Consider the following 25,954-nt stretch of genomic DNA (forward strand, 5'->3'; position numbering starts at 1 on the left):
GCCCGGCATCAGATGACTTCCAGCGCAAGCGCGACGCCCTGGCCGCCGCCGATGCACAGGGTGACGAGGCCGCGCTTCAATCCCTCGCGCTTCAGGGCATGCAGCAGGCGGGTGGTCAGCACGGCACCGGTCGCGCCGATCGGATGGCCATGGGCGATGGCGCCGCCTTCGACATTGACGATGTCCTCGGCGAGCCCGAGCTCGTGCGTGACGGCGATGGCGATCGCGGCGAACGCCTCGTTGATCTCGACGCGCTCGAGATCGGAGACCGACCAGCCCGCGCGGTCCAGCGCCTGCCGGACGGCGGGAACCGGGCCCAGGCCGAAGAGGCCGGGCGCCACCGCGCCGACACCGAAGGCGACGAGACGGCCCAGGGGCGTGACGCCGTTGCGGTCGGCCCAGTCCTCGCTGGCGACGATCATCGCCGCAGCACCACTGTTGAGGCCGGGCGCGTTGCCCGCCGTAATCGTGCCCTCGGGCCGAAAGGCGGGCTTCAGGCGCGCCAGGCTTTCAAGGCTCGTATCCGGCCGGTTCTGCTCATCCTTGCCGAAAATGATGGGGCCCTTGCGCGAAGGGATTTCGACCGCGACGATCTCCTCTTCGAAACGGCCGGCGGCCTGGGCCGCGCTGAAATTCTGCTGCGAGCGGACCGCCCAGGCATCCTGCGCATCGCGCGTGATCTGGAACTGGCTGACCAGATCCTCGGTGACCCAGCCGGAATGCTGGTTGCAGAAGGCGTCATTGAGACCGTCATGGAGCATGGCGTCGACGAGCTTGCCGTCCCCCATGCGGTAGCCCCAGCGGCCTTTCTCGATGAGGTAGGGCGCCTGATCCATATTCTCCATGCCGCCTGCAACGACAGCATGGCTGAAGCCGAGCATGATCTCCTGGGCGGCCGAGGCGATCGCCTGCGCGCCCGATCCACAGACACGGTTGACCGTGAGGGCCGGCACGCTGTCAGGAAGCTTGGCGCCGATGGCGGCCTGGCGCGCCGGGTTCATCTTCGCGCCGGCCTGGACCACCTGGCCCAGAACGACGGCATCGATGGTATCGATGCCGACGCCGGCGCGTTTTACGGTCTCGGCGATCGCGATGCTGCCAAGGGCCGGCGCGGCCATGTCCTTGAGGGTCCCGCCATAGGCGCCGATCGGGGTCCGGACAGGCGCGCACAGAACGACATTGCTGCTCATGGGAATTCCTTTCCTTGGGCCTTCAGGCCAGATATTTGCCGCCGTTGACCGAAAGGGTCTCACCGGTCACGAAGCCCGCCTCATCCTCGACCAGGAAGAGGACGGCGCGCGCGATCTCTTGCGGGGTGCCGAGGCGTCCGACCGGCACGCCGGCCAGCACGGCCTTGAGCGCCTCTTCGGGCACGGCGGCGACCATGACCGTATCGGTATAGCCCGGCGCGATCGCATTGGCGGTGATGTTGCGCGACGCGCCCTCGAGCGCGAGCGCCTTGGTGAAGCCGATCACGCCGGCCTTGGCCGCGGCATAGTTGGTCTGGCCGAACTGGCCCGAGAGGCCGTTCACCGAACTGATATTGACGATGCGGCCGAAACGCCGCTCGCGCATGCTCTCGATCACGGCGCGGCACATGTTGAAGCATCCGCCAAGGTCCACGTCGATGACGCTGCGCCACTGCTCCTCGGTCATCTTGTGGAGCGTGCCGTCTCGGGTGATGCCGGCATTATTGACGAGAATGTCGATCGGACCGATATCCGCGACGACTTTTGCTACGCCCTCCTGGCTTGCCGTGAAGTCCGCCACATTCCAGCTATAGGCGGGGATGGATGTGTCTTTCACGAACTGATCGGCTTCCTCGTCATTGCCATAATAGTTGACGGCGACGAGATAGCCTTTCTCCTTGAGGAGCCTGGCGGTCGCGGCGCCGATGCCGCTGACGCCGCCGGTGACGAGCGCGATTCTGGCCATGATCATTGTCCTTGAAGCTGGAAAGTGAGGCGGGTCATTGCGCGAGATAGCCGCCATCGACGGGATAGTAGCTGCCGGTCATGAACGAGGCGCGATCCGACAGCAGGAAGGCGACGAGCCCGGCAACCTCTTCGGGTTGCCCCAGGCGTCCTACCGGATGGTGCGCGATCATCTCGTAGGGCGGGTGGCCGTCGGTCGTGGCATCGACCATCGGCGTGTGGATGAAGGCAGGCCCCACCGCATTGATACGAATATTCTGCTGGGCATATTCGAGCGCGGCGGTGCGGGTCATGCCGATCACGGCATGTTTGGCTGCCGCATAGCTGACTGATCCGGGCGCGCCGACCGATCCGTAGATCGAACTCATATTGACGATCGTACCGCCGCCGCCCGCCAGCATCGCGGGGATCTGGTAGCGCATGCCGTAGAAAACGCCGTCGAGATCGACGCCGATGACCCGGCGCCATTCATCCAGATCATATTCCCCGGTCGGTTTGGTGACGGAGCCCACGCCGGCATTGTTCACCGCGGCGTCGAGCCGTCCGAAGCTCTTGAGGGTAAAGGCCACCAGCGCTTCGACTTCGGCCGGCTGGGCGACGTTGACCCGCAGCGCCTTCGCCCGGTCCGGACCGATCTCGCCCGCAAGGGCGTGGGCCTTGTCCGCGTCGATATCGGCAAGCACGAGGCGCGCGCCGGATGCTGCAAGTTCGCGGGCGATCGCCTCGCCCAATCCCATCGCCGCGCCTGTGACGATTGCGACCTTGTCCTCAAAATCGGGCATACATGTCTCCGGCTTTTGCGAGCCACCGGCCAGAAAAAAAAGGGACCCGCACAGAGGGCACGGACACACTCCTGGCCGGGAGTCTCACCGCGCGCATTTCGCGCAACCTCTCCTGATTCCCCGCTTTCTCATTGTCGAAACGGCGTGGCGCTTCTTTCGCGGTGAACCCGGCGGCGCGCCATCAGTAACTATACTTATAAGTTTCGTATTCCCCTCGTCAAACCGCTTGTGGACTCGCTCCTGCCGATCGATCCGTGCCTGGGAGAAGGCGGACAACCCAGTGCGTCCGCGGTCTGATCTGGAGAATCATTTGACACAATCATATTGTGTCATAAATAATTCCCGGCAGTAAGGTGATCGAGGCAGAATCTGGCGCGCCAAAGCGCCTGATGTAGCTGCGTCTGGCTGTCATGGCGGTATGGTCGGAGAGCGTCATATGGAATTGCCGGTCAGCGAAGATCTGCTCGATCTGGACCGTCAGGTCTGCTTTCCACTCTATGCCGCATCGAACCTGCTTGGCCGGCTTTACCGGCCCCTGCTCGCCGAGCTCGGCCTCACCTACCCGCAATATCTGGTCTTGCTCGTTCTCTGGCGGGAGACGCCCCAGTCGGTCGGATCGCTTGGTGGCCTGCTCCATCTCGACAGTGGGACGCTGACGCCTCTCCTCAAACGGATGGAGCTTGCGGGGTTGGTCAGCCGCACGCGCGATGTGACCGACGAGCGGCGCGTCCTGATCGCGTTGACGCCCAAAGGGCGCGATTTACGCGAACCGGCGCGGGTGCTGCCGGCAGCGCTTTCAGCGCAGCTCGCGATTGCGGACGCGGATGTCACCGAGCTGCGCGATCTGGTCCGAGAACTGGTCGCCGTCTTGCAGGCGACGCTTTCCGAACGACGTTGATCACATAAGAATCACGGAGACAAAGATGCTGACCGTTCATCACCTTGGCATATCGCAGTCGGACCGGATCGTCTGGCTTTGCGAAGAACTGGGCATCCCTTACGAGATGGTGCGCTATGAGCGCGATCCGGTCACGCGTCTGGCGCCCGCGGAATATAAGGCGCTCCATCCGTCCGGCACGGCTCCGGTGATCACCGATGATGGCCTTTGCCTCGCCGAATCCGGGGCGATCATCGACTATATCGTTGCGCGACACGGTGACGGGCGGCTGTCCGTGGCGTCGGATGACCCTTGTTTTCCTGTCTATCTATACTGGTATCATTTCGGCAACGGGTCGCTGATGCCGAGCATGATGATGTTGATGGCGGAAGGGGACATGGCTTCCGTCATGCGCCAGCGCGCCGATCGCGGGCTGGAGGCGCTCGAAGCGCATCTGGCGGATGGGCGTTCATGGCTTGCGGGGGATCGATTCACCATCGCCGACATCATGATGGTGTTCCCGCTTACGACCATGCGGGAGTTCGTGCCTGTCGGTCTTTCGCCTTATCCGGCGATCCGTGCTTATCTGCACCGCATCGCTGCCAGGCCGGCCTTCAGGCGCGCTATGGAGAAAGCCGATCCGGACCTTCAGATCAAGCTCGATTGAAATGTGTCGCCGACCCCTGGAACAAGTGGCGGCGTTGCGCAGCATATCGTCACTGCGGCATCATGGTTCGCACTCGGGTTGCTGCGAAAGGGTCAGGATAGCCTTGAAGATAAAATCGGTCGCCTGCTCGAGATAGGCGGTTTTCGCGTGGGGTGTGTTCGGCAAATCCTTGCGAACGAGGATGCGTTGCCGCCGGGATGTCACCAGGGCATCGAAAATGAATACGGCGAGAAAACGCATATCCAATGCGGCCGCTCTTTCCGGGCCCGCCGCTTCTTCAAGCAGTGTCTGGATTAGCGGAATTCCCGGATTGATACAAAGGAGGGTCTGGAGGTCGATGTCGTCGACATTCTGATCGCGAACCCAATAGGCCAGTTTTTCAAACCCTATGGTCTCGGGCTGGAGCGAAATATCCAGCATCTTTTGCGCGGTCCGAAGCAAGCGCTCGCGCAGGCATCCGGTGCGCATGGTCGCCGCGATGGGTTTCAGCCGGTCGTCGATCCCGTGCCGCATCACCGCGACCAGCAATCCCTTCTTCGAACCATAGCGTGCATACAGCGTGCGCTTCGATACGTTCGCCGCCGCAGCAATGTCATCCATGCTCGACCCTTCGGGACCATGGGCGATGAACCGCGCCAGCGCGATTTCGAGAATATGATCGCCAAGGCGGGCGGCAACGCCCTGCGTGGGCCTGCCCCCGCGCGGGTCGCGGGCGGGGAGGGGGGAGGACTTGCGGGAACTGGATTTCGGGGCGGTCACATCGACGTCAATAGACCGATTTCACGCGCAGCTCAAAGATCGCGCTTGATCTTGGTGCAAACAGGCGCAATATCAAAACTGATAAGTATACATACGCATTGTCCGGAGAGGGAGCGCGGCCGAATTGTCGCGGCTCAAGCCTGAACCAAGGGAACCGGATGAATGACAGAAATCGCTCTCGTAACTGGCGGCACACGCGGCATCGGCGCCGCCATCGCTGTCGGACTCAAGGCAGACGGATGGGAGGTCGCCAGTATCTATCATGGCAATGAAAAGGCGGCCGAGCAGTTCAGTCAGAAGACGGGGATATCGGTGTTCCGCTGGGACGTCGCGGATGAAGGCGCCTGCCGGGAGGGCGTGGCGGCGGTAGACGCCAAACTTGGCCCGATCTCGGTGCTCGTCAACAATGCCGGCATCACGCGGGACGGCATGTTCCACCGCATGAGCTGGGCCCAATGGCGCGAGGTGCTGGCGACCAATCTCGACTCGATGTTCGCCATGACGCGCGCCGTGATCGAGGGCATGCGTGAGCGCGGGTTCGGGCGCATCATCAATATCTCCTCGATTAATGGCCAGAAGGGCCAAATCGGACAAGTCAATTATTCGGCGGCCAAGGCCGGCGTCATTGGTTTTACGAAGGCGCTCGCCCAGGAAAACGCCGCCTGCGGCATTACGGTCAACGCCGTCTGCCCCGGCTATGTCGACACCGAGATGGTGGCGGCGGTCCGGGAAGAGGTCCGCGCCGCGATCATCGCGGGTATCCCGGTCGGGCGGCTCGGCGCGCCACAGGAAGTCGCCGATGCAGTTTCCTACCTGGCGTCGCCCAGGGCAGGCTTTTGCACCGGCTCCGTGCTCACCCTCAACGGAGGGCAATATATCGCCAACGGATAGGCGATCGGGAGGGCGCCGCTCCGTCTAAGTGGCATCACGTATATCGCACCGCAGCATAAGCGACCGAAACTGCTCCAACAGGTTCCGTTACAAAAGGAATAGCCTCATGACTTATCCCTTCGATCAGATCAGTTCGCTCGGCAAAGCCAATGGACAATTCGCCGCGACGCTCGCGCAGGTCGCGCGCGAAAGCGGTGAGACCTATGTGAAAGTCAGCGGCAAGGCGGCGTCCACGATCTTCGATCAGTTCAAGGAGTTCAAGCCGGGAACCAGCGTCCCTGCGTTCAAGAGCGGGGAGTTGACGGGCCTTCTTGGCGAAATCGAGAAGCGCCATGAGGAAGCATCGGCACGGATCAGGTCCGCGTTCGAAGACTGGCAGGGTGCGGTAAAGGACGCATTCTCGCAGGCGTCCCAAGGCCAGCAGGCTTTCACGGAGAAACTGACTGTCTGGTTCCAGCCCGTAGTCAAGACGCCGGCGGCGCCGGACAAGGCCGCCGAGGAACCCGCTTCCACGCCGCGGACGACGGCAAAACCCAAAGACACAGCCTGAGGGTCGCCACTCAGGGCCATCGGCTCCCGCGTCCGTGGCGCGGGGGCCGATCATATTTGTTATCGAAACGGGGACGACGCGACAGGGTATGAGTGCTCCAGCGAAATTGAAGGACCACCGGCCTGGATTGACGCAAGCCGCGATCGTCCTGGCCATGCCGCTCCTTCTGGCCGGTTGTTCCTTCGCACCCGCGCATGTCCAGCCCGCGCAACCGGTTCCGCAGGACTATCCCGGTGCGACATCGGGCGGCGCATCGATCGCTCGCATCGGGTGGCGCGATTTCTTCCGCGAGGACCATCTGCGCGCGCTGATCGCGACGGCGCTCGACAATAATCGCGACATCCAGATTGCCGCTGCCCGCATCGCAGAAGCGCGCGCCGCCTGGCGGATCGAGGGATCCGCGCTCTACCCCGAGCTCAATGCCGTGGGGACGGGCACGCGCGGGCGCTCGATCATCAATCTGCCGGGTCTCGGCAGCCAGAGCCTGGATGTCAAACAGGTCAGCGCGCAGCTCAGCGCCGGCTGGGAGATCGATTTCTGGGGGCGTCTGCGCAATCTGCGGGACGCGGCACGAAACCAGTATCTTGCGACGGAAGAGGCGCGCCGCGCGCTCGCCACCGATCTCATCGCCCAGGTGGCCAACGGCTATCTGCTCGAGCGCGAGTATGAGGAGCGGGTCGCGATCGCCGAGCAGACGATTGCGACCCGTGCGGAATCGCTACGGATCCTGCGCCGGCGCTACGAGGTGGGCTCAGGCTCGAAGCTCGAAATGACCCAGGCCCAGACTCTGCTCGCCCAGGCGCAGACGGTGCTGCAGAGCCTCGAACAGGATCGTGCGATCAATCGCAATGCGCTGGCCCTGCTTGTCGGCCAGCCGGTCGAGATCCCGCCGGGTCCGCTCGGGCTCGCGCAGGCCGCGCCACAGATCGATCTGCCGACGGGCCTGCCTTCCGATCTGATCGCCAATCGCCCCGATATTATCGCGGCCGAGTACCGCCTGCGCGCCGCCAATGCCAATATCGGCGCGGCGCGTGCGGCGTTCTTCCCCAACATTACGCTGACGGGGGCTTTCGGAACGGCGAGCCCCGACCTTGACGGACTCTTCGGCGACGGCAGCCGGGCGTGGAGCTTCACGCCGACGATCACGCAACCGCTCTTCAACGGCGGTCGGCTGGCGGCCAATCTCGACGTCATGAAGGCCAGGCAGGTCGGGGCAGTCGCGGAGTATGAAAAGACCGTCCAGGGCGCGTTCAGGGATGTGTCCGATGCGCTGGTACGGCGGCGCCAGCTGGCACTGCAGATCGAGACGACCCGCACCGTGCTCGAAGCGCTGCGCGAGCGGGCGCGGCTGGCGCAACTTCGGTTCGACCATGGCCGCTCAGCCTATCTCGAGGTCCTCGATGCGCAGCGGGATCTTTTCGATACCGAGCAGGCGCTGGTGCAGCTGCGCCGTGCTCATCTCGCCAGCGCCATCGCCCTTTATGCCGCCCTGGGCGGCGGCTTTGTCGGTGATCCGGGTTTTGACCCAGGCATCTCCGGCAATCCCATGTCAGGAGAACAACAACGATGAAGACGTCCCAGAAGACATGGCTGATCCGGGGCGGCATCGCTGTGACGCTGGTCGCGATCTTGTACCTTGCCTGGCGCTTGCTGGCGCCCGGTGCGCTTCCCGAGGGTATCGTCAGCGGCAATGGCCGGATCGAGGCGGTGGAAATCGATGTTTCTGCCAAGTCGCCCGGCAGGATACGCGACATCGTCGCCGATGAGGGCGCGTTCGTGAAGGCGGGCCAGGTGGTCGCCCATATGGATATCGATGTCCTGAGCGCCCAGAAAGCGGAGGCCGAGGCGCAGCTCGCCCAGGCGCAAAATGCCATACTGATCGCCGAAAGCCAGGTTGCGCAGCGGCAAAGCGAGCGTGCGGCGGCATTTTCCGGCGTGCGGCAGCGCGAGGCGGAACTCAATGCGGCGCGCAAGCGGCTCGGGCGTTCCGAGACACTCGCGCGCGAAGGGGCGACCGCGGTTCAGGAGCGCGATGACGATCAGGCCCAGGTAGAAGGCGCCACCGCAGCGGTGGAGGCTGCCAAAGCGCAACTTGCCGCTGTCGATTCCGCCATCGGCACGGCGCGAAGCCAGGTCATCGGCGCCCGGTCCAATGTCGATGCCGCGCGCGCGACCATCCAGCGTATCGAGGCCGATATTCGCGACAGCGACCTGCGCGCTCCCCGCAGCGGCCGCATCCAGTACCGGGTCGCTCAGCCCGGCGAGGTGGTCGCCGGCGGTGGCCGGGTGATGAACCTCGTCGACCTGGCGGACGTCTACATGACCTTCTTCCTGCCCGAAACCGTCGCGGGACGCGTCCGTATCGGCAGCGAAGTGCGCCTCGTGCTCGACGCCGCGCCGCAATATGTGATCCCGGCGACAATCAGCTTCGTGGCCGATGTTGCCCAGTTCACGCCCAAGACGGTCGAGACGCAGAGCGAGCGCCAGAAGCTGATGTTCCGGGTACGGGCCAGGATCGACCCGAAACTGCTAGAGCGCCATATCGCCATGGTGAAAACGGGCCTTCCCGGCATGGCCTATGTGCGCATCGATTCCGACACCCCCTGGCCCGAGAACCTGGCCAATGTGGTGAAGGAGTAGACCGGTGGCCCGCCCCCAGCCCCCCGAGGGGCCACCGGTCGTCCGCCTTGCCGGAGTGCGCCTGCACTCCGGCAAGGCGGAAGCGCTTCGGGGCATCGACCTCGACATCGTCGCGGGCCGCATGGTCGGTCTTATCGGTCCCGATGGCGTCGGAAAATCGAGCCTCCTTTCCCTCATAGCGGGTGCGCGCGCTGTTCAGGAGGGCGAGGTCCACGTGCTGGGTGGCGCCATGACCGACCGGCGCCATCGCGAGGCTGTTTGCCCGCGTATCGCCTACATGCCCCAGGGGCTCGGCCGGAACCTCTATCCGACGCTGTCGGTGGAAGAGAATCTCCAGTTTTTCGCGCGGCTTTTCGGCCATGGCGCGGCTGAACGGCGTCGCCGGATCGATGCTTTGACGCGCAGCACGGGCCTGTATTCCTTCCTTTCGCGGCCGGCGGGGAAGTTGTCCGGGGGCATGAAGCAGAAGCTCGGCCTGTGCTGCGCGCTCATCCACGATCCCGATCTGCTGATCCTGGACGAGCCGACCACAGGCGTCGATCCGCTGGCGCGCGCGCAATTCTGGGATCTGATTGCGCGGATCCGCAGCGAGCGTCCCGGCATGAGCGTCATCGTCGCGACCGCCTATATGGACGAGGCCGAGCGCTTCGACTGGCTGGTTGCGATGGATGACGGCGCACTGCTTGCGACCGGCACGCCGGCTGAGATTCTCGAGCGCACAGGCGCGCATCATCTCGAGGCCGCCTTCGCCGAACTGCTGCCTGAAGAAAGGAAGCGCGGCCATAAGGCGGTGGTAATACCTCCGCTCGATGTGGATGAAGACGACATCGCCATCGAGGCGAAGGATCTCACGATGCGTTTCGGCGATTTCGTCGCCGTCGACCATGTGAGTTTTCGAATCCGCCGGGGCGAGATTTTCGGCTTTCTGGGTTCCAACGGCTGCGGCAAATCGACCACCATGAAGATGCTGACCGGCCTGCTGTCCGCGAGCGAAGGCCAAGCCTGGTTGTTCGGTAAGAAGGTCGATGCGGCCGATATCGAGACCCGCAGGCGCGTTGGATATATGAGCCAGGCTTTCTCGCTTTATGGCGAACTGACCGTCCGACAGAATCTTGAGCTGCACGCGCGACTGTTCCACGTGCCGATCGAGGATATTCCTGGCCGGGTCACCGAAATGGCCGACCGCTTCAGTCTTGAAGCGGTGATGGACGAACTGCCCGAGCAGCTGCCACTCGGCATCCGCCAGCGTCTGAGCCTCGCTGTCGCCATGGTCCACAAGCCCGAGCTTCTGATTCTCGATGAGCCGACCTCGGGCGTCGATCCGGTCGCACGCGACGCCTTCTGGAATTTGCTGGCCGAACTGTCACGCCGGGACAAGGTGACGATCTTCATCTCGACCCACTTCATGAACGAAGCAGAGCGGTGCGACCGGATGTCCATGATGCATGCCGGGCGGGTCCTTGACAGCGATGCCCCTGCGGCACTGGTCGAAAAGCGGGGGGCAGCGTCACTGGAGGAAGCATTCATCGGCTATCTGGTGGAGGCGGGCGGCGATGGCGAGGCAGAGGTCAGTGAGCTTCCTGTCGTGGAGGCTGAACAAATCCACGAAGCCGATGGGAGGCGTCGCCGCTTCAGCGTGCAACGCATGCTGAGCTATGTCTGGCGGGAGACGCTCGAATTGCGACGCGATCCCTTGCGCGGAACCCTCGCGATTGCGGGCTCGGTGATCCTGCTGCTGGTGATGGGCTTTGGCATCAGCCTGGACGTGGACAATCTTCGTTATGCAGTGCTGGACCGCGACCAGAGCAGCATCAGCCAGCGCTATCAGCTCGATATTTCCGGCTCCCCCTATTTCCTCGAGCAGCCGCCCATCACCGATTATGACGATCTCGACCGGCGGATGAAAAGCGGCGATCTCGCGCTCGCCATCGAGATCCCGCCCGGCTTCGGGCGCGACCTGCTGCGCGGCGAGCGCGTCGCGGTCGCCGCCTGGTTCGACGGCGCGATGCCGATGCGGGGCGAGACCGTGCAGGGCTATGTCCAGGGCCTCCACCAGCACTGGCTCGCCGATCAGATGCGCATGGCCGGGATCGGCGCCACGGGCGGCTCGATCGCGGTGGAAAACCGCTTTCGCTACAATCCCGACGTCAAAAGCCTGCCCGCGATGGTACCGGCGGTCATTCCCCTGCTTCTGCTGATGCTGCCGGCGATGCTCGCGGCGCTGGCGGTCGTGCGCGAGAAGGAGACCGGCGCGATCATCAACCTTTATGTGACGCCGGTGACGCGCGCGGAATTTCTTCTGGGCAAGCAGTTGCCCTATGTCGCGCTCGCCATGATCAATTTTATCGTCATGGTGCTCGTGTCGGCCCTGCTCTTCGACGTATCGCCCAACGGAAGCATCGCCGCGATGCTGGTCGCCGGGCTGCTCTTCTCGCTGATCGCGACCGGAATGGGATTGCTCGCCTCTGCTGTAACGCGAACCCAGGTAGCGGCGATGTTCCTGGCCATGGTCGGCACGCTGATCCCGGCGATCACTTATGGCGGGATGATCGATCCCGTGTCCTCGCTTGAGGGAATGGGACGGTTGATCGGCGAGACCTATCCCGCAAGCCACATGTTCACCATCACGCGCGGCGTGTTCAACAAGGCATTGGGATTTAGCGATCTCGTCAATTCCTTCTGGCCGCTTGTGATCACGGTGCCGGTGATCGTCGGCCTGGCGATCAAGCTCCTCAAGAAGCAGGAAAGCTGACATGCGCCAGAAGCTTTCGAACATCTATCGCCTAGGCGTGAAGGAACTGTGGAGCCTGTGGCGCGATCCGATGATGCTTGTGCTGATCGTGTTCACTTTCACCTTCTCGGTCTACACGGCCGCGTCCTCCATGCCCGAGACACTGCACAAGGCCTCGCTCGCGGTTGTCGATGAAGACAGATCACCACTTTCGCAGCGAATCGTGTCGGCCTTCTATCCGCCCCAATTTACCCCGCCGGTTATGATCGCGCCCGCGCAGATCGATCCTGGCATGGACGAAGGCACCTACACCTTTGTTCTGCACATCCCGTCGGGGTTCCAGCGCGACGTGCTGGCCGGCCGTCCCGCCGAGGTCCAGCTCAACACCGACGCGACGCGCATGTCACAGGCCTTCACCGGGAGCGGCTATATTCAGCAGATCGTCCTTGGCGAAGCGAATGAATTCGTACAGCGCTATCGTGGCAATGCTGGTCTACCGGTCGATCTGGAATTGCGCGCCCGGTTCAATCCGACGCTGAACAAGAGCTGGTTCGGCGGCCTCTCCCAGATCATCAACCAGATCACCCTGCTGTCGATCGTCCTGACGGGCGCTGCGCTGATCCGCGAGCGCGAGCGCGGCACGATCGAACATCTGCTGGTCATGCCGGTGACCCCCTTCGAGATTATGATGAGCAAGGTCTGGTCCATGGGGATCGTCGTTCTTCTGGCCGCGTTCCTGTCCCTCAATCTGGTCGTGCGGGGCGCGCTCGGCGTTCCGGTTGCGGGATCGATGACGTTATTTTTCATTGGCGCGGCACTGACATTGTTCGCGACGACCTCGCTCGGCATCTTCATGGCGACGCTCGCACGCAATATGCCCCAGTTAGGCATGCTCGCTGTGCTGGCGCTGCTGCCGCTCCAGATGCTTTCGGGGGGCACGACGCCGCGCGAAAGCATGCCGCAGATCGTCCAGGACGTCATGCTGGCAGCACCGACGACTCATTTTGTCGAACTGGGCCAGGCGATCCTGTTCCGCGGCGCCGGCTTCGACGTGGTCTGGCCCCAGTTTCTGGCGGTAACGGTCATAGGCGCACTGTTTTTCGCGATCGCATTGGGCCGGTTTCGCAAGACCATCGCATCGATGGCGTAGATTACGGGAGAGCCTCCAATGACACGCAAAAAGATGCGCTGGGAGGAGGGTAATGGAGATGACCGGGCCTTAACAGGCAGATGTTCGAGGGTCATATCATGCCGGGCCAGCCTCAATCTCGGATCTTCGAACTTGTCACAAGAATTGGCCGCCGGGTCTGAGTGCGGCGGATGCACGCAGACAAAGGTATAAACGTCACATAACCCGATCTGAATCAACGCGGCAGTTGATGCCCCGAGCCCGCAATTGAGTTATCTGCTACGATCGGCATTCATCAAGGCGTCGGCTATGGCCTGTCTGTCGTGCTCGACGGAGCGGTCAGTCATCAATCGACCAAATGGGAAATCGCGTATCGCTCCTGTTGATCGCAACAACGGCGTCTGACGCTCAGGGTTGAATCGCGTAGACAACCTGTACGCGCACCTGCGTTTCGATCGCGCGAGGTTTCAGTCCGATCGCAACAGGCGGGGGAGGCGGAGGCGGGGGCGGCGCGCTGACCTGCTGTGCCGTAACCACGATGTCGTCATATGGGCCCGGGCCGTTGAAGCTTAGATTTGAGACGCTGAGGACGCCGCCCAGTTTGACCCCGGATGCGCGCGCAATGGTTTCCGCCTGCAGCTCGGCTTCGGCCAGCGCCTCCGTGACCCCGCGCCGCCGTATCTCCTTGTCTTGGGGTCCGGTGAGAGGATGGACAAAAACGTACGCTCTCATGACCGTCATTTTAGAAGCGGAGCCGCAGAGAACCTACACCAAAACTGAGGTCCGGTGTAATTGAAACTGATGATGAACCTGATGGGTGTGCCGCGAGCCGATCGACGACGATTGATCATGCTCTCATCCGCGGATTGACCACCGCATTTCCCATTTCCGTCGTGGGCCTTCCTCTCTCTAACCACGGGCGTCGGTCGAAACCTGCCCCAACGTACGCCGAGGGTTACCCATCTTGCCTGGTCTTCGCGGCACGCCCATTAGGTCCAATAACTTGAGATGCCGTCGTCATGCGGGCTGCATACGTCGCCCGATGTCCCAGACAAATCCCACCAATTCGCGAGCGATCGCCGTGATGACCTTCGGCAAGGGCTTCCCGGACGCAGCCAACATCCGGTAGCGCTGGCACAGTCGGACTTGTGCTTTCCAGGCGATGGATTTGACTTCATCCGGCAGTCCCTCGACCCGGGCTCGATAGCGGCGTTCTTCCCGCGCTGGTAGTCGATACGACCAGGCCGCCTCCACCAACATTGCTCGCGCTTCGCGGTTGCCGGTCTTCGTAATTGTGCCTCTGCGCGTCCGGGCACCACTCGACGCCTCAGACGGGACCAGCCCCAGCCAACCCATGAGCTGTTTTGGGGTATCGAACCGACCAAGGTCGCCTATTTCTGCGACTAAGGTGGCGGCGACAATCAAACCGACACCACGCAAGGCCTGCAGAGCCTGAACCAACGGCGCCAGAGACCAATAGGGTAATGCCTCCACCAGCATTGCATCCAGTCGATCGCAGCGCTGTTGTGCTTCCTCGATCCGGCGGATGCTTTCGCCGAATACGAATTGCTGGTGAGGTGCATCAAACGCCTGCTCACCGAGCCATCGCCAGTGCGCCTTGGTCCAATTGGATCGACCGGCGAACTTGCGCCCATGGCGCAGAAGGAAACTCAACAGCATCTGCCGGCCAGCAACCAAATCGTGTTTCGCCTGGCGTCGCCCACGAATCAGATCACGGATAGCCTCGTGTGCCTCGTCCGGGACCCAGATCGCCGTCAATTCACCAGACCGTAGCAATCGGGCGAGCGTCATCGCGTCACGTCGGTCGGTCTTGATCCGGTCCGCAGGTTTGCGCGGCATGACCGATGGCGCAATGACGCTACATTCAGCCCCCAGATCCACTAACTGACGATGAATTCCGTAGCCACAGCCGCCTGCTTCATAACAAAAATGCAGCGCGACATCTGGGCTGCTCAGTCGGGCCACCAGACGCCGGATCGAATCCTGCGTGTTGGGTATGGTCCCGTAGAACCGGATTTCTCCAGCCCGACCGTCATCGGCGAGCGCAACTGCAATCGTCTCTTTATGGACATCGAGGCCGACAAACTTGCTGATCGACATTGTCATTCTCCTTCCTGACAAGCTGAGCTTACGCCCCACCTGCCTCGAAGCGCGAGGCGAATGACGGTCATTGGGTCTAAGGCTGGCGCCATGTTGGTTGGATGCGCAAGGGTCTGAACCGATCACGGGGTTTGTCGATTTCGCTCCAGAGATAGTCGCCGGTGAGGCCAATATGCTCCCAGCCCAGGGGGCGACATGGGTAACCAACTCGTCTGGCACCTCGATGCCGTTATTACGCAGATGACGAATGGCGCGATCGAGATAGACGGTGTTCCATAACGTCACGGCTGCGGTAGCGAGGGTCAGGCCGGATGCCCGATGTCGCTGGTTCTCGAAGGTGCGGTCGCGCAGCTCGCCGAGACGGTTGAAGAAAATCGCGCGGGCGAGCGCGTTGCGTGCCTCGCCCTTGTTGAGAATGCTGCCGGTGCGGCGGCGCTGTTCGGGATCATCGAACCAGTCGAGCATGAACAGGGTGCGCTCGATCCGCCCGATCTCCCGCAAGGCGCGCGCGACGGGGTTCTGGCGCGGATAGCCGGAGAGCTTGCGCAGCATGGCCGAGGCGCTGACAGTGCCAGCGCGGATTGAAGCTGCGAGACGCAAGGTTTCGTCCCAATTCTCTTCGATGGCGCGAACATTGATCGGACCGGCGACAAGTGCGCGAAGGGTCGGCCAGGGGTCGAGCGGTGATAGGCCGTAAAGGCGGCGCTCGTTGAGATCGCGGATACGCGGGGCGAAGCGGAAACCGAGCAGATGGCAAAGCCCGAACACATGATCGACGGCGCCGGCGGTGTCCGTCGCGTGCTCCCGGATCACCAGTTCGCTTTCATGATCCAGCAAGCCATCGAGAACGTGGGCGGCCTCTCCGGCATTGGCGGCGATGACCTTGGTGTGGAACGGCGTGAATCGGTCGGTCACATGGGTGTAGAACAGCACGCCGGGTTCCGAACCGTAGCGGGCATTATGATCGGCCCGCGCTTCCCCGCGCCCGCCTGCCCGGAAGAACTGTCCATCAGACGACGATGTATCGCCTGGCCCCCATACGCTCGCCAACGGATGCGCGGTGTGGCAATCGACGATCGCCGCCAGCGCCGAGAGATAGGTTTCGTCGCGCACATGCCATTCCGCCGTCCAGCGCAGGCGCGCCAGGGTCAGCCCGCGTGAGCTTTCCGCCATGCGGCCCAGCCCAAGATTGGTTGCATCGGCCAAGATCGCCGCCATCAGCGCGGATTGATCTGAGGCCGGCGCTCCGCTTCGGGCATGGACGAAGTGATCGGAGAAGCCGGACCAAGCCGCCACCTCGACCAGCAGATCGGTGATCCGCACGCGCGGCAGCATCGCGTAGAGTCTGGCCTTCAATGTCTCGGCATCGTCGGATACGATGCGGCGGAAGGGAGAAATCAGCAGTTGCCCGCGCTCAATGGTGACATCGGTCAACTCATCTGCCTCCGCCGCCCGCTCGACCTCGCTCATGCGCTTGGTCTGCAGTGTCCGCCGTTCGTCGATCCATGCCGTAAAGTCGGGCACCACGGCCAGATTGAGAGTGTTGTCCGCGCGCATGTTCTCGAACGCTGGCACGGGTAGGAGATAGTCGTCGAGCGTCCGGTAGGCCCGGCTGCCGTCCACCCAGATACTGCCTGAGCCGATGCGCTCGCGCAGATGGACGATCACCGCTATCTCATAGGCCCGCCGGTCGATCGTTCCTCCCTCCGACTGCACGACCTTGCGCCAGCGCGGCTTGATGAAGCTCGTCGGAACCTGCTTCGGGAGGACCGAACGGCCATCACGATACATTTTCTTCAGCGTCTCGACGGCCGAGAGCAGCGGGTCGCCTGCACGCGACGCGCGAAAGGTGAACGCGGCGAGGAAGGTCGGCGCGAACTTGCGGGCAGCGGGGTAGCGCTCCACCACTTCCTCAAGGCCGTCGTCGCCTGCCCGGGTGAGATCCTCCGCGCAGCGGACGCTGCGCACGAGTTCATCCCACCCCATACGATCCTCGATCGCCGCGAAGGCATCGCCCCCATCGGCATAGGCGTTGAGCAGTAGGCGGCCGAGCTGAACGTGAACGCGCGCGGTGTCCTTTAGCAGCTTTGCCTGCCCCAGTAATCGATCCGATCGGGTGCGATCGGCGCGGCGGAACAGCGATCCCACCATCTTTTCGACCATGACAAGTGCGGCGTCGGTCAACGCTGCTTCCATTTCGATGGCGAATGCCGTGAGCATCGCAAGGCGTCGAGACCGTTCGAGACGGCGAAGGTGCTGGGCGGTGACGATGCCGGCGGTTCGCGCGATCACGGCATAGCGTGCGGCATGGATGCGGCGGGCGCGGTCCGCCGTGATCCCGATGGCCCTCACCGTGTCAAGCCTAGCGACAAGGGCTTTCAGGTTCGATGCCGAGGGAGATTCCGACCAGTCGCGTATCCAGCCAAGCGGGGTGCGGCCGTGATCGTCAGAGGTGACAAGCTGCTCCAATGCAGCTTCTTGTTCGGCCGAACAGTCGCGGATCAGACCGATATTGGCGGCTTTGCGCGCTTGCGTTCGGGCGATGAGAGCGAGACGTTCGAGTGTCGATGCAGCAGGCAGGACGATACGGTCAAGCCGAAGCCGGTCCACCATGCCTGCAACGATCGTTTCGCCGCGATCGGTCGATGCGGCGATCTCCAGCCCCAAGGAGAGCATGGTCCTCACGTCCGCCCTGCTGAAAGGGCGCAGGCCCAGCCATACCTCGATTTCCGCGCGATGTTCGCGAAGTGTCGTGGCGCGGGCGGCATAGGCTGGAAAATCATCAGGGTGGCACCCGCAATGTTCGCACAGCAAAGCGAGCATGGCGATGGCCGGCACTTCACTGGGAAGCAGGCCACGGCCCGGATGGCGCATATAGCAAATCTGGACAGCGTAGCCGATGCGGTTCGCTCCGCCCCGGCGCTTCATCACCTGTGTCAGGTCATCGGGGCCGAGAGTGTAAATCCGCTCGATCGTCTCGCGGTCGGTCGGGGGATCGAAGATCGCCATGCGCTGCGCGGGCGACAATATGGTCTTGGGCGACATCGACATCCTGTTGACGTGTCACGAAACAGGAAAGCGCGCCTGTTCACGGAGCATAGACTGAAAGACGGATTATGTTAAATAACAGGAGGAAGTTGACGGGCAACACCGCCATGTCACGCAATCGGACGTATATGTGACTACGCAGATCGGTTATGCACGGGTGTCCAAAGCGGATGGCAGCCAGGTCCATGATCTCCAGCGCGATGCGCTAATCGCGGCCGGCATCGATCCCGACCACATTTATGAGGACGCTGCTTCTGGCCGGCTCGACAAGAGACCGGGGCTGGACGCCTGTCTGAAAGCGCTACGCCGCGACGACACGCTCGTGATCTGGAAGCTAGACCGGCTCGGCCGCGATCTGCGTCACCTCGTCAACACAGTCGGCGACCTGACCAGGCGTGGCATCGGCCTCAAGGTGCTGGCGGGTGAAGGCGCGTCGATCGACACCACCACTGCTAATGGTCGGCTGATCTTCGCGATTTTCGCCGGCCTTGCCGAGTTCGAGCGTGAGCTGATCGTCGAGCGTACCCGTGCCGGCCTCGTCTCAGCCCGCGTGCGCGGGCGGCATGGGGGACGCCCTTTTAAAATGACGCCCGCCAAGCTGCGCCTCGCCCAAGCCGCGATGGGGAAGCCAGAGACAAAAGTCGCCGAATTATGCGCCGAGTTGGGCATCACCCGGCAGACACTCTACCGACATGTCACGCCGAAAGGGGAAATCCGGGCGGACGGACAGAAGCTTCTCGCTCGAAAGGCGCGATCACTGGATAAGTCATGACGATTTTGAACAATCTCGCCTTCATCTTTATTGGAGGGGAGCATCAGGTCCTGCATCTCGCTCCAGTCGCTGCCGAACTCAGCCTGAGTCATCCGGATATCACAGTCTGCTGCATTTGCGCCGACGATCGTACTGCCGCCGCCCTGGGCGCGGTGGGCGCGGCGATGAAAGCCAGCGCGATGACCGTGACGCAGATCGCCTGGCCTTGGGCAGGCAGAATCGCAGCGCGCGTGACGGGCATCCGCTCGGCGGCGAAAGGCCCCTTGCTGGCGCGGATCCGATGGCTAGCCCGCAATTCTGAGGCCATCATCGTCCCGGAGCGAACCTCGGCTGCCTTGCGGTGGCTGGGATGGCGGCGTCCACTGGTGCATTTCCGCCACGGCGCCGGTGATCGCGCGCCATCTTCCGAAGCGAGGCTGAAAGCCTTCGACGCCATTTTCGTGCCCGGACAGAAGGACATCGAGCGAGCCGTCGCGCAGGGCCTGGACCGGAAGCGGCTCTCGGCCATTGGCTATGTGAAGATGGACTATCTGCAGGCCTTGCCAGCTGGGCCACGATTGTTCGATAATCATCGCCCGACCGTCTTGTACAATCCCCATTTCGATCCCGCGCTATCTTCGATCGGCATCGCTCGCGATGTCATCGCCCGCTTCCGCGAACAGGAGCGATATAACCTAGTCTTCGCTCCCCACGTCCGCGCGTTCGAGAACCTGGATCGGGCAGCACGGGCGCAATGGCTTGAACTTGCCGTGCCGGGGCACATCGCCGTCGATCTGGATTCTCCCCGGCTCTTCGACATGACCTATTCGAGGTCGGCCGACCTCTATCTGGGCGACATGTCGAGCCAGCTTTACGAATTTATCGCCACGCCTCGACCGGTCGCTTTCATCAATGCCCATGACGTAAGCTGGCAGGACGATCCACGCTATGCCGGTTGGCATCTGGGAGAGGTCGCATCAGGTGCCGACGATGTTCTCGCCGCAGTCGATCGGGCGTTCGAACGGCATTCCAGCATGATCCAGAGGCAGACAGAGGCGGTGGCGTTCGCGTTCGGCCGTTACGATGGCGCGATCAAACGGGCTTCACACTTACTGCTCCACACCCTGAAAGCGCTCTGAACAAGCGTTAGACCCAATGACCGTCATTCGCCTCGCGCTTCGAGGCAGGTGGGGCGTAAGCTCAGCTTGTCAGGAAGGAGAATGACAATGTCGATCAGCAAGTTTGTCGGCCTCGATGTCCATAAAGAGACGATTGCAGTTGCGCTCGCCGATGACGGTCGGGCTGGAGAAATCCGGTTCTACGGGACCATACCCAACACGCAGGATTCGATCCGGCGTCTGGTGGCCCGACTGAGCAGCCCAGATGTCGCGCTGCATTTTTGTTATGAAGCAGGCGGCTGTGGCTACGGAATTCATCGTCAGTTAGTGGATCTGGGGGCTGAATGTGTCCGGCGTCAGCGCCCATGGCACAGATTAGGGGTTGAGATTTAAGGAGGGTTTGGGCTTCGTCGTAGTGACGAAGGAACGAAGATGAAGCCCAAACCCTCCTTGCGAAAATCGCCAGCAAAGGCCTCTGCCGAAGCCGTGGTGAAAGACATTCGCCGACAGACGCGGCGGCATTTCTCGGCCGAGGACAAGATCCGCATCGTGCTCGATGGATTGCGCGGCGAGGACAGCATCGCCGAGCTGTGTCGGCGTGAAGGCATCGCCCAGAGCCTCTACTACACCTGGTCGAAAGAGTTCATGGAGGCCGGCAAACGCCGGCTCGCGGGCGATACCGCCCGTTCTGCGACCACGGGCGAGGTGCAGGATCTGCGCCGTGAAGCCCGTGCCCTGAAGGAATGCGTTGCTGACCTGACGTTGGAAAACCGCCTGCTCAAAAAAAGCATGATCGCGGATGGGGGCGACGACGAATGAGGTACCCCGCCGCAGAAAAGCTGGAGATTATCAGGATCGTCGAGCAGTCGCACCTGCCGGCCAAGCACACTCTGGACAAGCTGGGTATTCCTCGCCGGACGTTCTACCGCTGGTATGACCGCTTCCTTGAGGGCGGTCCTGAAGCCCTGGAGGATCGCCCCTCGGCGCCGAGCCGGGTGTGGAACCGCATCACCGAGGATATCCGCGCGCAGATCGTCGAGATGGCGCTCGAGGCGACCGAGCTTTCCCCTCGCGAACTGGCGGTGCGCTTCACCGACGAGAAGCGCTATTTCGTGTCGGAAGCCACGGTTTACCGCCTGTTGAAGGCCCATGACCTGATCACCAGTCCAGCCTATACCGTGATCAAGGCCGCTGACCAGTTCCACACGAAGACCACCCGGCCGAATGAGATGTGGCAAACCGACTTCACCTACTTCAAGATCATCGGGTGGGGCTGGATGTACCTGTCGACCGTGCTCGACGACTACTCGCGCTACATCATTGCCTGGAAACTGTGCACCAACATGCGCGCCGAGGACGTCACTGACACGCTGGACTTGGCCCTCAAGGCATCGGGCTGCGACAGCGCCACGGTCCTGCACAAGCCCCGGCTACTATCCGACAACGGCCCCAGTTACATCGCGGGCGAACTCGCCGAGTACATCGAGGCCCAGCAGATGAGTCACGTCCGTGGCGCCCCGTTGCATCCGCAAACGCAGGGCAAGATCGAGCGCTGGCACCAGACCTTGAAGAATCGCATCCTGTTGGAACATTACTTCCTGCCCGGCGACCTCGAAGCCCAGATCGAAGCGTTCGTGGAGCACTACAATCACCAGCGCTACCACGAGAGCCTGAACAACGTGACGCCCGCTGACGCCTACTTCGGCAGGGCTCCCGCTATCATCAAGCGTCGCGAAACCATCAAGCAAAAAACCATCGAATATCGCCGCTTGCTTCACCGCAAGCTCGCCGCCTAACATCAACCCCCAGACGAGGCTCGCTCTCCGCTAATCCACGCCCCGATCTGTGCCAAATGTCTCGACGACGGACACGTGACGCGGTTCAAAAAGATTGGCGCTTGTTGCGAGAGTCAATCAAGACCCGGTTCCAGAGATGATCAGCAGCGCGGTGCAAATCATACCATATGCGCCTAGCGCAAAAGCCGTGGCGCATATGGTCCATATAGCAACCCTATTGCGCCCCCAAAAAAATGCCGACAATTTGCGCCTGGTGAAGCGAGTCTGGACGGGCCAAAGCTATTAGGTCATCATCATGGTATGATTGCTTCAATGGCCTTCATTCTGCTCGCCACCACATCGCCGGAAGTGGACCAAGCTGCCCGCAATCAATGCGCGGCCGTTTCCAAGGCTCAGGTGGCTAGATTAAGAGCACTAGCTGATAGGGTCGAAGCAGATGCCCAATACGCAGAGACACATAACAACGAATTTTCGCCAGAAATGATACAGCGATACGTCGTTTGGTATCGCAAGCGGCAATCCGCAGGTGCAAACTATCCAGCATTGCATCTAACTAAACTTACTACGAGCGAACAAATTATGCGACAGAGGTCAATTGATGCGTTCCTGGACTATGAGAAGGCAGAGAGAGATAATATTCTAACTGACTTCAGGAAAACCCTAATTCAAGCGTGCCCGTGGCGAGCAGAGGAAATTAAAGCAAGAAGCTGGCCTGAAGGGCTTTAGCGGATTGTGCGGAGCGGTATTGGACAAACGGCCCGCTGGAGCAAATGAGGCCTTTTGCAGCGACTTGGCAGCCGCGGTCGGACCGGAAGGCCGGCATCGTCATCCTACCAACGATCATCACCTAGTTGGGTGACGCGGAAGCTGAACTTCTTGCAGGGCGATCGAGCGCGGCTTCTAGGCGTGTTGGCATTAAGCCCAGATAGATCGCTCCAAGCGTGATATAGGCACAATGTAGTGGCGGCACCGAGACTGACTCCACAGAGCGAACGAAACTGACTCGCCATTGCACTCGAGACTCGTCGATGCGCCCTTCATCATTGCACGACAGGTTGTGGAGACGTCTGGTCCGCGCCCACTCCAGTCATCAACCGAGGTCTTTCCAACTCCTGTAAGCGGTCATAGAGCGCGCCATTGGAATTCCGAAATTCGACCGGCCAGATCTTCGAGCGCTTCAACGCCGTCAATGGTTCACGACCGTATAGCGATATTCATGCTGACCATCCCGGATCACAAGCGGCTGTTTCCCCGACCCGGTGTCAGTCGCAAATTCGTATCCGCCGCTTCCAGGTGCGATCGTCACGTAAGATGTGGTGCCATCCGAATTACGTCTGGATGCTACCTCGCTTTCCCACCCCGGGAATTGGAAGATTCGCCTGCCACCAACCGATCGCACGATCAGCCGGCCCAGCTCCGGGCTTCTATACTCTTTCTCCAGATGAGCGGCGTCTGGCGGAGTGGTCAATTCTGCCCTGAGTTGCTCCAACTGACCGAGCCGCATGGCGGCAGCGCTTCGTACATCGCTTTCCGCTTGCGGAAGGCCATCATACAGGACCTCAAGCAGCCTCCGCAAGAACGGCGCCATCAGATGGCTGCCGCTGTTTGAATTGGTCAGAAGGACTGCCCCGACGCCAGCGTCAGGAACGAAGATCACATCTGTCTGGTAGCCCGGCATGCCGCCGCCATGATGGAAGACGGGCACCCCCCAACTGGTATCTTCAACCAGGCCCAGCCCGTACCGGCTATTCCTGCCGATCGGCACGCCAGGTTTTCGGCGTTCAAGCATGTTTGCTCTGGAAAAGAGCTGTTTCCCCTCTGGTGAGGCACCAGACAGAAGCTCGTTCCTAACATAGAGGGCCATGTCGTGCGCGGACGACCAGGCGCCGCCCGCTGGTCGATAAGGTTCAATCAAATATTCAAATGCGGGGTCGGCCGGAACTGTTGATCCATCAAAGTTCTCTCCGTGCGGCGAAGCATGATTCCCAGACAGGGCAATATCGGTCGAGAATATCGTATCTGCCATCCCCAGAGGCCTGAAGATTTTGTCCCGCATCGCACGATCGTAGGCGAGTCCGATCTCGTCATCGGGATAGAGCACATGCCCTGCGACGTAACCTGCAGCCGCTGCCAGCGTATTGCTGTATTGAAAAGTTGAGCCGAATCCACTGGTGGGGTTGGTTGTCGCCAGTTCGCTGAACACGATTGATGCTGGTGTTTCGCGTGAGCGGCCGAAGGTCCATTCGAAATCTCGCCTCGGAAGGCCGGTGCATGCGCAAACCAGCTGCCTGATGAGCACCTTGGAAGTGAGGTCACGATCTCCCAACCTAAAGGCTGGATATGCACTGGTGACCGGCTGATCCCACGACAGACGCCCCTCATCGACGAGCTTGGCGAGAAGTAATGTCGTCATGCCCTTCGTATTGGAAGCCGCGAGGAACCGGGTATGCGTGTCGACCGGCTCCGATCGACCAACCTCGCGGACGCCGAGACCGCCTTCATAGACGATTTTTTCATCTTGGATCAGAGCCAGACCGACACCAGGGATCTCGAACTGCTTCATGGAGTCGGCCACAAACGCCTTGATGATCCGCACGCGATCGGCGTCCAGCTTGTGGGCATGCCGCCCGGTGAAGCTCTCCCTGACATAGCCAGCGGGCTGCAGCGTGTCCCAGACCAAGCCAAAGGCCGCACCTCGCCGCTCCGCAACATCCTCCGCGGCGTTTTGGATCAGCACGATCCACCGGCCCTTGCTCAAGTGGGGTGCGGCCACAACGACGGTATGGAGCGATGGGGGAACTTGATAGTCGATAATGGCACTTGCGTCCCAACCATCTCGCCCGGCGCGATCCGAAACAAGGCGAACCGGCCAAGGTTGACTGGGACCGAGCACCTTCCAGGCTGCTGCAGCTGCAGCAGCAGCGTTCGCCTGTGCGCCCACTTCGACAATGGCGATGAAGTTAGTCCGCTCGGCCGGGCGAAGAATGGTTACGCGCTTACGCCTCTCAACACTCCACCCTTCAGGTTCGCTGTACTGGGCGATTGGGGGAGCCCGTTTCTCCGCCACGGCAGTCTTCTGATCCCCTGCGCCAAAATCAGCTGACTTCTCTTGCGCCAGTGCACTCCAAGGGAATGACGGAATAGTGCAGGCCACTAACGCGACCGCGAATACGGCCCAGATGTGTTTCATTGCGCGAAAACCTCATTCGACGGTATGCCGCCGAACTAGGCCATGATGGAAGAATTGTCCTCCAAAAGCGGTTGCACAGAAACGGGGCGGCGGCCGACCGGCAGTTATAGCCATGTCCCCACCCAGAAAGACGACAGGCAGCTATCTGCTTCGTGCGCCCCCTAAGCCGTCAGTCAAAAATCGGCCAATCCTGGCCATTAGCAGGGCCATGCCCCCACCAGTTGCGTGTTGCAGGCGGGCCGTTCATTGAGGGGGCCCATCGCAGAGCGACGGGTCCAATCAGCGATTCCAACAAATGTTGTGCAGAGCAGGATCAGCGCTGCGCGAGGTTGAAGGCTCCACGCTGATCCTGCCTTCCCGTAGCGTTGCTTGCCCGAGGCAAACCCCAGTCACTATGCAACGTAGAGTCAGCCTCGCGTGCAACGCAGAGTCAGTTATGATGCCCCCGCCACACAATGTACGTGTTGTGTTTTTCCTATGTTCCCTTCCCGTTCTAATTTGCGGTATGGGGGGCAATGTCCTGCGCTCCTGCCATACCTGCATCAACCCCGATTCCGCTCCGAGATCTCCCGCGTCCCGTGCAACTAAAGGTTGTCGGGGCTGCCGGCGCGGGCTTTCCCAGCCCCGCACAGGACTGGGAGGAATCAGCGATTAACCTCGTCGACCTCCTCCGCCTCGATCGTGCTGCCAGCTTTGTGTTCCGTGTCAGCGGACAATCTATGCTCGATGCCGGTTTGTTCGATTCCGATGTGCTTGTGGTCGATCGCGACGCGAAGCCGGTAAACGGCCGCATAGTCATCGCTGTGGTGGATGGCGGATTTGTCGTCCGCCAACTTTGCGTTCGTAATGGCATCCCGACGCTCGAGGCGCGGAACAGCCGCATGCATTATGATCCGGTCGTCGCGGATGAGAGCGTCGAGGTGTGGGGCGTGGTGCGTGCCAGCGTCCGCAACCTTCAGGCCTGATCCGT

General features: G+C 61.8%; 21 protein-coding genes and 1 pseudogene. 14 read left to right on the top strand and 8 right to left on the bottom strand.

Annotated features, from left to right (window positions below):
- Nucleotides 1–8: 8 nt before the first annotated feature.
- Genes CG471_RS01235 through CG471_RS01245 form a run of 3 tightly spaced genes read right to left on the bottom strand, consistent with a single transcriptional unit; the run spans nt 9 to nt 2,716 of the window.
- Entirely contained in the window at nt 9–1,190 is a 1,182-nt protein-coding gene (locus CG471_RS01235) for an acetyl-CoA C-acetyltransferase (protein WP_099230025.1), read from the bottom strand.
- A 22-nt stretch (nt 1,191–1,212) separates the two neighbouring features.
- Entirely contained in the window at nt 1,213–1,935 is a 723-nt protein-coding gene (phbB, locus tag CG471_RS01240; RefSeq protein WP_099230061.1) for an acetoacetyl-CoA reductase, read from the bottom strand.
- A gap of 34 nt (nt 1,936–1,969) precedes the next feature.
- Nucleotides 1,970–2,716: an SDR family NAD(P)-dependent oxidoreductase gene (locus tag CG471_RS01245; RefSeq protein ID WP_099230027.1), complete on the bottom strand. Its 747-nt coding sequence runs from the start codon at nt 2,714–2,716 to the stop codon at nt 1,970–1,972.
- Between the two features lie 436 nt (nt 2,717–3,152).
- Between CG471_RS01245 and CG471_RS01250 the strand changes: the two genes are divergently transcribed.
- A complete protein-coding gene (locus tag CG471_RS01250; RefSeq protein WP_257211384.1) occupies nt 3,153–3,614 on the top strand; it encodes a MarR family winged helix-turn-helix transcriptional regulator in 462 nt (153 codons plus the stop codon).
- A 25-nt stretch (nt 3,615–3,639) separates the two neighbouring features.
- A complete protein-coding gene (locus tag CG471_RS01255) occupies nt 3,640–4,260 on the top strand; it encodes a glutathione S-transferase family protein (protein ID WP_099230031.1) in 621 nt (206 codons plus the stop codon).
- 60 nt (nt 4,261–4,320) lie between these two features.
- Here CG471_RS01255 and CG471_RS01260 read toward each other — a convergent pair whose 3' ends face one another.
- On the bottom strand, nt 4,321–5,019 hold the full coding sequence (locus CG471_RS01260) for a TetR/AcrR family transcriptional regulator (protein WP_099230033.1): 699 nt from the start codon (nt 5,017–5,019) through the stop codon (nt 4,321–4,323).
- Nucleotides 5,020–5,181: 162 nt separating this feature from the next.
- Between CG471_RS01260 and phbB (CG471_RS01265) the strand changes: the two genes are divergently transcribed.
- The 6 genes from phbB (CG471_RS01265) (at nt 5,182) to CG471_RS01290 (ending at nt 12,981) form a co-directional block, all read left to right on the top strand.
- Complete coding sequence (gene phbB / locus CG471_RS01265) at nt 5,182–5,910, top strand: acetoacetyl-CoA reductase (protein WP_099230035.1); 729 nt, start codon at nt 5,182–5,184, stop codon at nt 5,908–5,910.
- 106 nt (nt 5,911–6,016) lie between these two features.
- Complete coding sequence (locus CG471_RS01270; protein WP_099230037.1) at nt 6,017–6,460, top strand: hypothetical protein; 444 nt, start codon at nt 6,017–6,019, stop codon at nt 6,458–6,460.
- A gap of 127 nt (nt 6,461–6,587) precedes the next feature.
- Nucleotides 6,588–8,030, top strand: a complete 1,443-nt coding sequence (locus CG471_RS01275; protein WP_231746499.1) for an efflux transporter outer membrane subunit — start codon at nt 6,588–6,590, stop codon at nt 8,028–8,030.
- The gene (locus CG471_RS01280) at nt 8,027–9,100 is read left to right on the top strand and encodes an HlyD family secretion protein (RefSeq protein WP_062069299.1); all 1,074 of its coding nucleotides are present in this window, start codon (nt 8,027–8,029) and stop codon (nt 9,098–9,100) included. The genes CG471_RS01275 and CG471_RS01280 overlap by 4 nt, the downstream gene beginning before the upstream one ends.
- A 4-nt stretch (nt 9,101–9,104) precedes the next feature.
- Complete coding sequence (gene rbbA / locus CG471_RS01285) at nt 9,105–11,852, top strand: ribosome-associated ATPase/putative transporter RbbA (protein WP_062069301.1); 2,748 nt, start codon at nt 9,105–9,107, stop codon at nt 11,850–11,852.
- A 1-nt stretch (nt 11,853) separates the two neighbouring features.
- Entirely contained in the window at nt 11,854–12,981 is a 1,128-nt protein-coding gene (locus tag CG471_RS01290) for an ABC transporter permease (protein ID WP_099230039.1), read from the top strand.
- A 387-nt stretch (nt 12,982–13,368) separates the two neighbouring features.
- Here CG471_RS01290 and CG471_RS31725 read toward each other — a convergent pair whose 3' ends face one another.
- The 3 genes and pseudogenes from CG471_RS31725 to CG471_RS01305 form a co-directional block, all read right to left on the bottom strand.
- Nucleotides 13,369–13,701, bottom strand: coding sequence for an SIMPL domain-containing protein (locus tag CG471_RS31725; RefSeq protein ID WP_099230041.1), 333 nt, complete (start codon nt 13,699–13,701; stop codon nt 13,369–13,371).
- 276 nt (nt 13,702–13,977) lie between these two features.
- Nucleotides 13,978–15,081, bottom strand: coding sequence for an IS110 family transposase (locus CG471_RS01300; protein WP_373562036.1), 1,104 nt, complete (start codon nt 15,079–15,081; stop codon nt 13,978–13,980).
- A gap of 76 nt (nt 15,082–15,157) precedes the next feature.
- Nucleotides 15,158–18,126: pseudogene (locus CG471_RS01305) on the bottom strand (Tn3 family transposase).
- 133 nt (nt 18,127–18,259) lie between these two features.
- On the opposite strand from CG471_RS01305, the gene CG471_RS01310 reads away from it, so the two are divergent.
- The 5 genes from CG471_RS01310 to CG471_RS29985 all read left to right on the top strand — a co-directional run bounded on the left by CG471_RS01310 (nt 18,260) and on the right by CG471_RS29985 (nt 22,520).
- A complete protein-coding gene (locus tag CG471_RS01310) occupies nt 18,260–18,901 on the top strand; it encodes a recombinase family protein (RefSeq protein ID WP_021317591.1) in 642 nt (213 codons plus the stop codon).
- Nucleotides 18,898–20,019, top strand: a complete 1,122-nt coding sequence (locus CG471_RS01315; protein WP_062069309.1) for a hypothetical protein — start codon at nt 18,898–18,900, stop codon at nt 20,017–20,019. The genes CG471_RS01310 and CG471_RS01315 overlap by 4 nt, the downstream gene beginning before the upstream one ends.
- Nucleotides 20,020–20,106: 87 nt before the next feature.
- Nucleotides 20,107–20,391 (top strand): IS110 family transposase, encoded by a 285-nt coding sequence (locus tag CG471_RS30470; RefSeq protein ID WP_062069312.1) that lies wholly within the window; start codon nt 20,107–20,109, stop codon nt 20,389–20,391.
- Between the two features lie 39 nt (nt 20,392–20,430).
- A protein-coding gene (locus CG471_RS01325; RefSeq protein WP_159832335.1) for an IS3 family transposase occupies nt 20,431–21,794 on the top strand; the annotation gives its coding sequence in 2 pieces (ribosomal slippage) (nt 20,431–20,778 and nt 20,781–21,794; 1,362 coding nt in all).
- 312 nt (nt 21,795–22,106) lie between these two features.
- Entirely contained in the window at nt 22,107–22,520 is a 414-nt protein-coding gene (locus CG471_RS29985) for a hypothetical protein (protein ID WP_143560118.1), read from the top strand.
- A gap of 460 nt (nt 22,521–22,980) precedes the next feature.
- On the opposite strand, the gene CG471_RS01330 is transcribed toward CG471_RS29985, so the two are convergent.
- A complete protein-coding gene (locus CG471_RS01330) occupies nt 22,981–24,984 on the bottom strand; it encodes a serine hydrolase (protein ID WP_099230047.1) in 2,004 nt (667 codons plus the stop codon).
- Between the two features lie 515 nt (nt 24,985–25,499).
- On the opposite strand from CG471_RS01330, the gene CG471_RS01335 reads away from it, so the two are divergent.
- Nucleotides 25,500–25,949: a LexA family transcriptional regulator gene (locus CG471_RS01335; RefSeq protein WP_082635356.1), complete on the top strand. Its 450-nt coding sequence runs from the start codon at nt 25,500–25,502 to the stop codon at nt 25,947–25,949.
- Nucleotides 25,950–25,954 lie beyond the last annotated feature (5 nt).

Origin of the sequence: Sphingobium sp. IP1 (genome assembly GCF_002708645.1) — a bacterium.
Lineage (GTDB): Bacteria > Pseudomonadota > Alphaproteobacteria > Sphingomonadales > Sphingomonadaceae > Sphingobium > Sphingobium yanoikuyae.

Excerpts from the sequence above, each read along its gene's own strand:
- CG471_RS01335 (WP_082635356.1), top strand. The coding sequence starts at position 25,500 with ATGTCCTGCGCTCCTGCCATACCTGCATCAACCCCGATTCCGCTCCGA.
- CG471_RS01235 (WP_099230025.1), bottom strand. The coding sequence starts at position 1,190 with ATGAGCAGCAATGTCGTTCTGTGCGCGCCTGTCCGGACCCCGATCGGC.
- CG471_RS01300 (WP_373562036.1), bottom strand. The coding sequence starts at position 15,081 with ATGTCGATCAGCAAGTTTGTCGGCCTCGATGTCCATAAAGAGACGATT.
- CG471_RS01270 (WP_099230037.1), top strand. The coding sequence starts at position 6,017 with ATGACTTATCCCTTCGATCAGATCAGTTCGCTCGGCAAAGCCAATGGA.
- CG471_RS01280 (WP_062069299.1), top strand. The coding sequence starts at position 8,027 with ATGAAGACGTCCCAGAAGACATGGCTGATCCGGGGCGGCATCGCTGTG.
- CG471_RS01290 (WP_099230039.1), top strand. The coding sequence starts at position 11,854 with ATGCGCCAGAAGCTTTCGAACATCTATCGCCTAGGCGTGAAGGAACTG.
- CG471_RS29985 (WP_143560118.1), top strand. The coding sequence starts at position 22,107 with ATGGCCTTCATTCTGCTCGCCACCACATCGCCGGAAGTGGACCAAGCT.
- CG471_RS31725 (WP_099230041.1), bottom strand. The coding sequence starts at position 13,701 with ATGACGGTCATGAGAGCGTACGTTTTTGTCCATCCTCTCACCGGACCC.
- CG471_RS30470 (WP_062069312.1), top strand. The coding sequence starts at position 20,107 with ATGTCGATCAGCAAGTTTGTCGGCCTCGATGTCCATAAAGAGACGATT.
- phbB (WP_099230035.1), top strand. The coding sequence starts at position 5,182 with ATGACAGAAATCGCTCTCGTAACTGGCGGCACACGCGGCATCGGCGCC.
- phbB (WP_099230061.1), bottom strand. The coding sequence starts at position 1,935 with ATGGCCAGAATCGCGCTCGTCACCGGCGGCGTCAGCGGCATCGGCGCC.
- CG471_RS01330 (WP_099230047.1), bottom strand. The coding sequence starts at position 24,984 with ATGAAACACATCTGGGCCGTATTCGCGGTCGCGTTAGTGGCCTGCACT.
- CG471_RS01315 (WP_062069309.1), top strand. The coding sequence starts at position 18,898 with ATGACGATTTTGAACAATCTCGCCTTCATCTTTATTGGAGGGGAGCAT.
- CG471_RS01250 (WP_257211384.1), top strand. The coding sequence starts at position 3,153 with ATGGAATTGCCGGTCAGCGAAGATCTGCTCGATCTGGACCGTCAGGTC.
- CG471_RS01255 (WP_099230031.1), top strand. The coding sequence starts at position 3,640 with ATGCTGACCGTTCATCACCTTGGCATATCGCAGTCGGACCGGATCGTC.
- CG471_RS01245 (WP_099230027.1), bottom strand. The coding sequence starts at position 2,716 with ATGCCCGATTTTGAGGACAAGGTCGCAATCGTCACAGGCGCGGCGATG.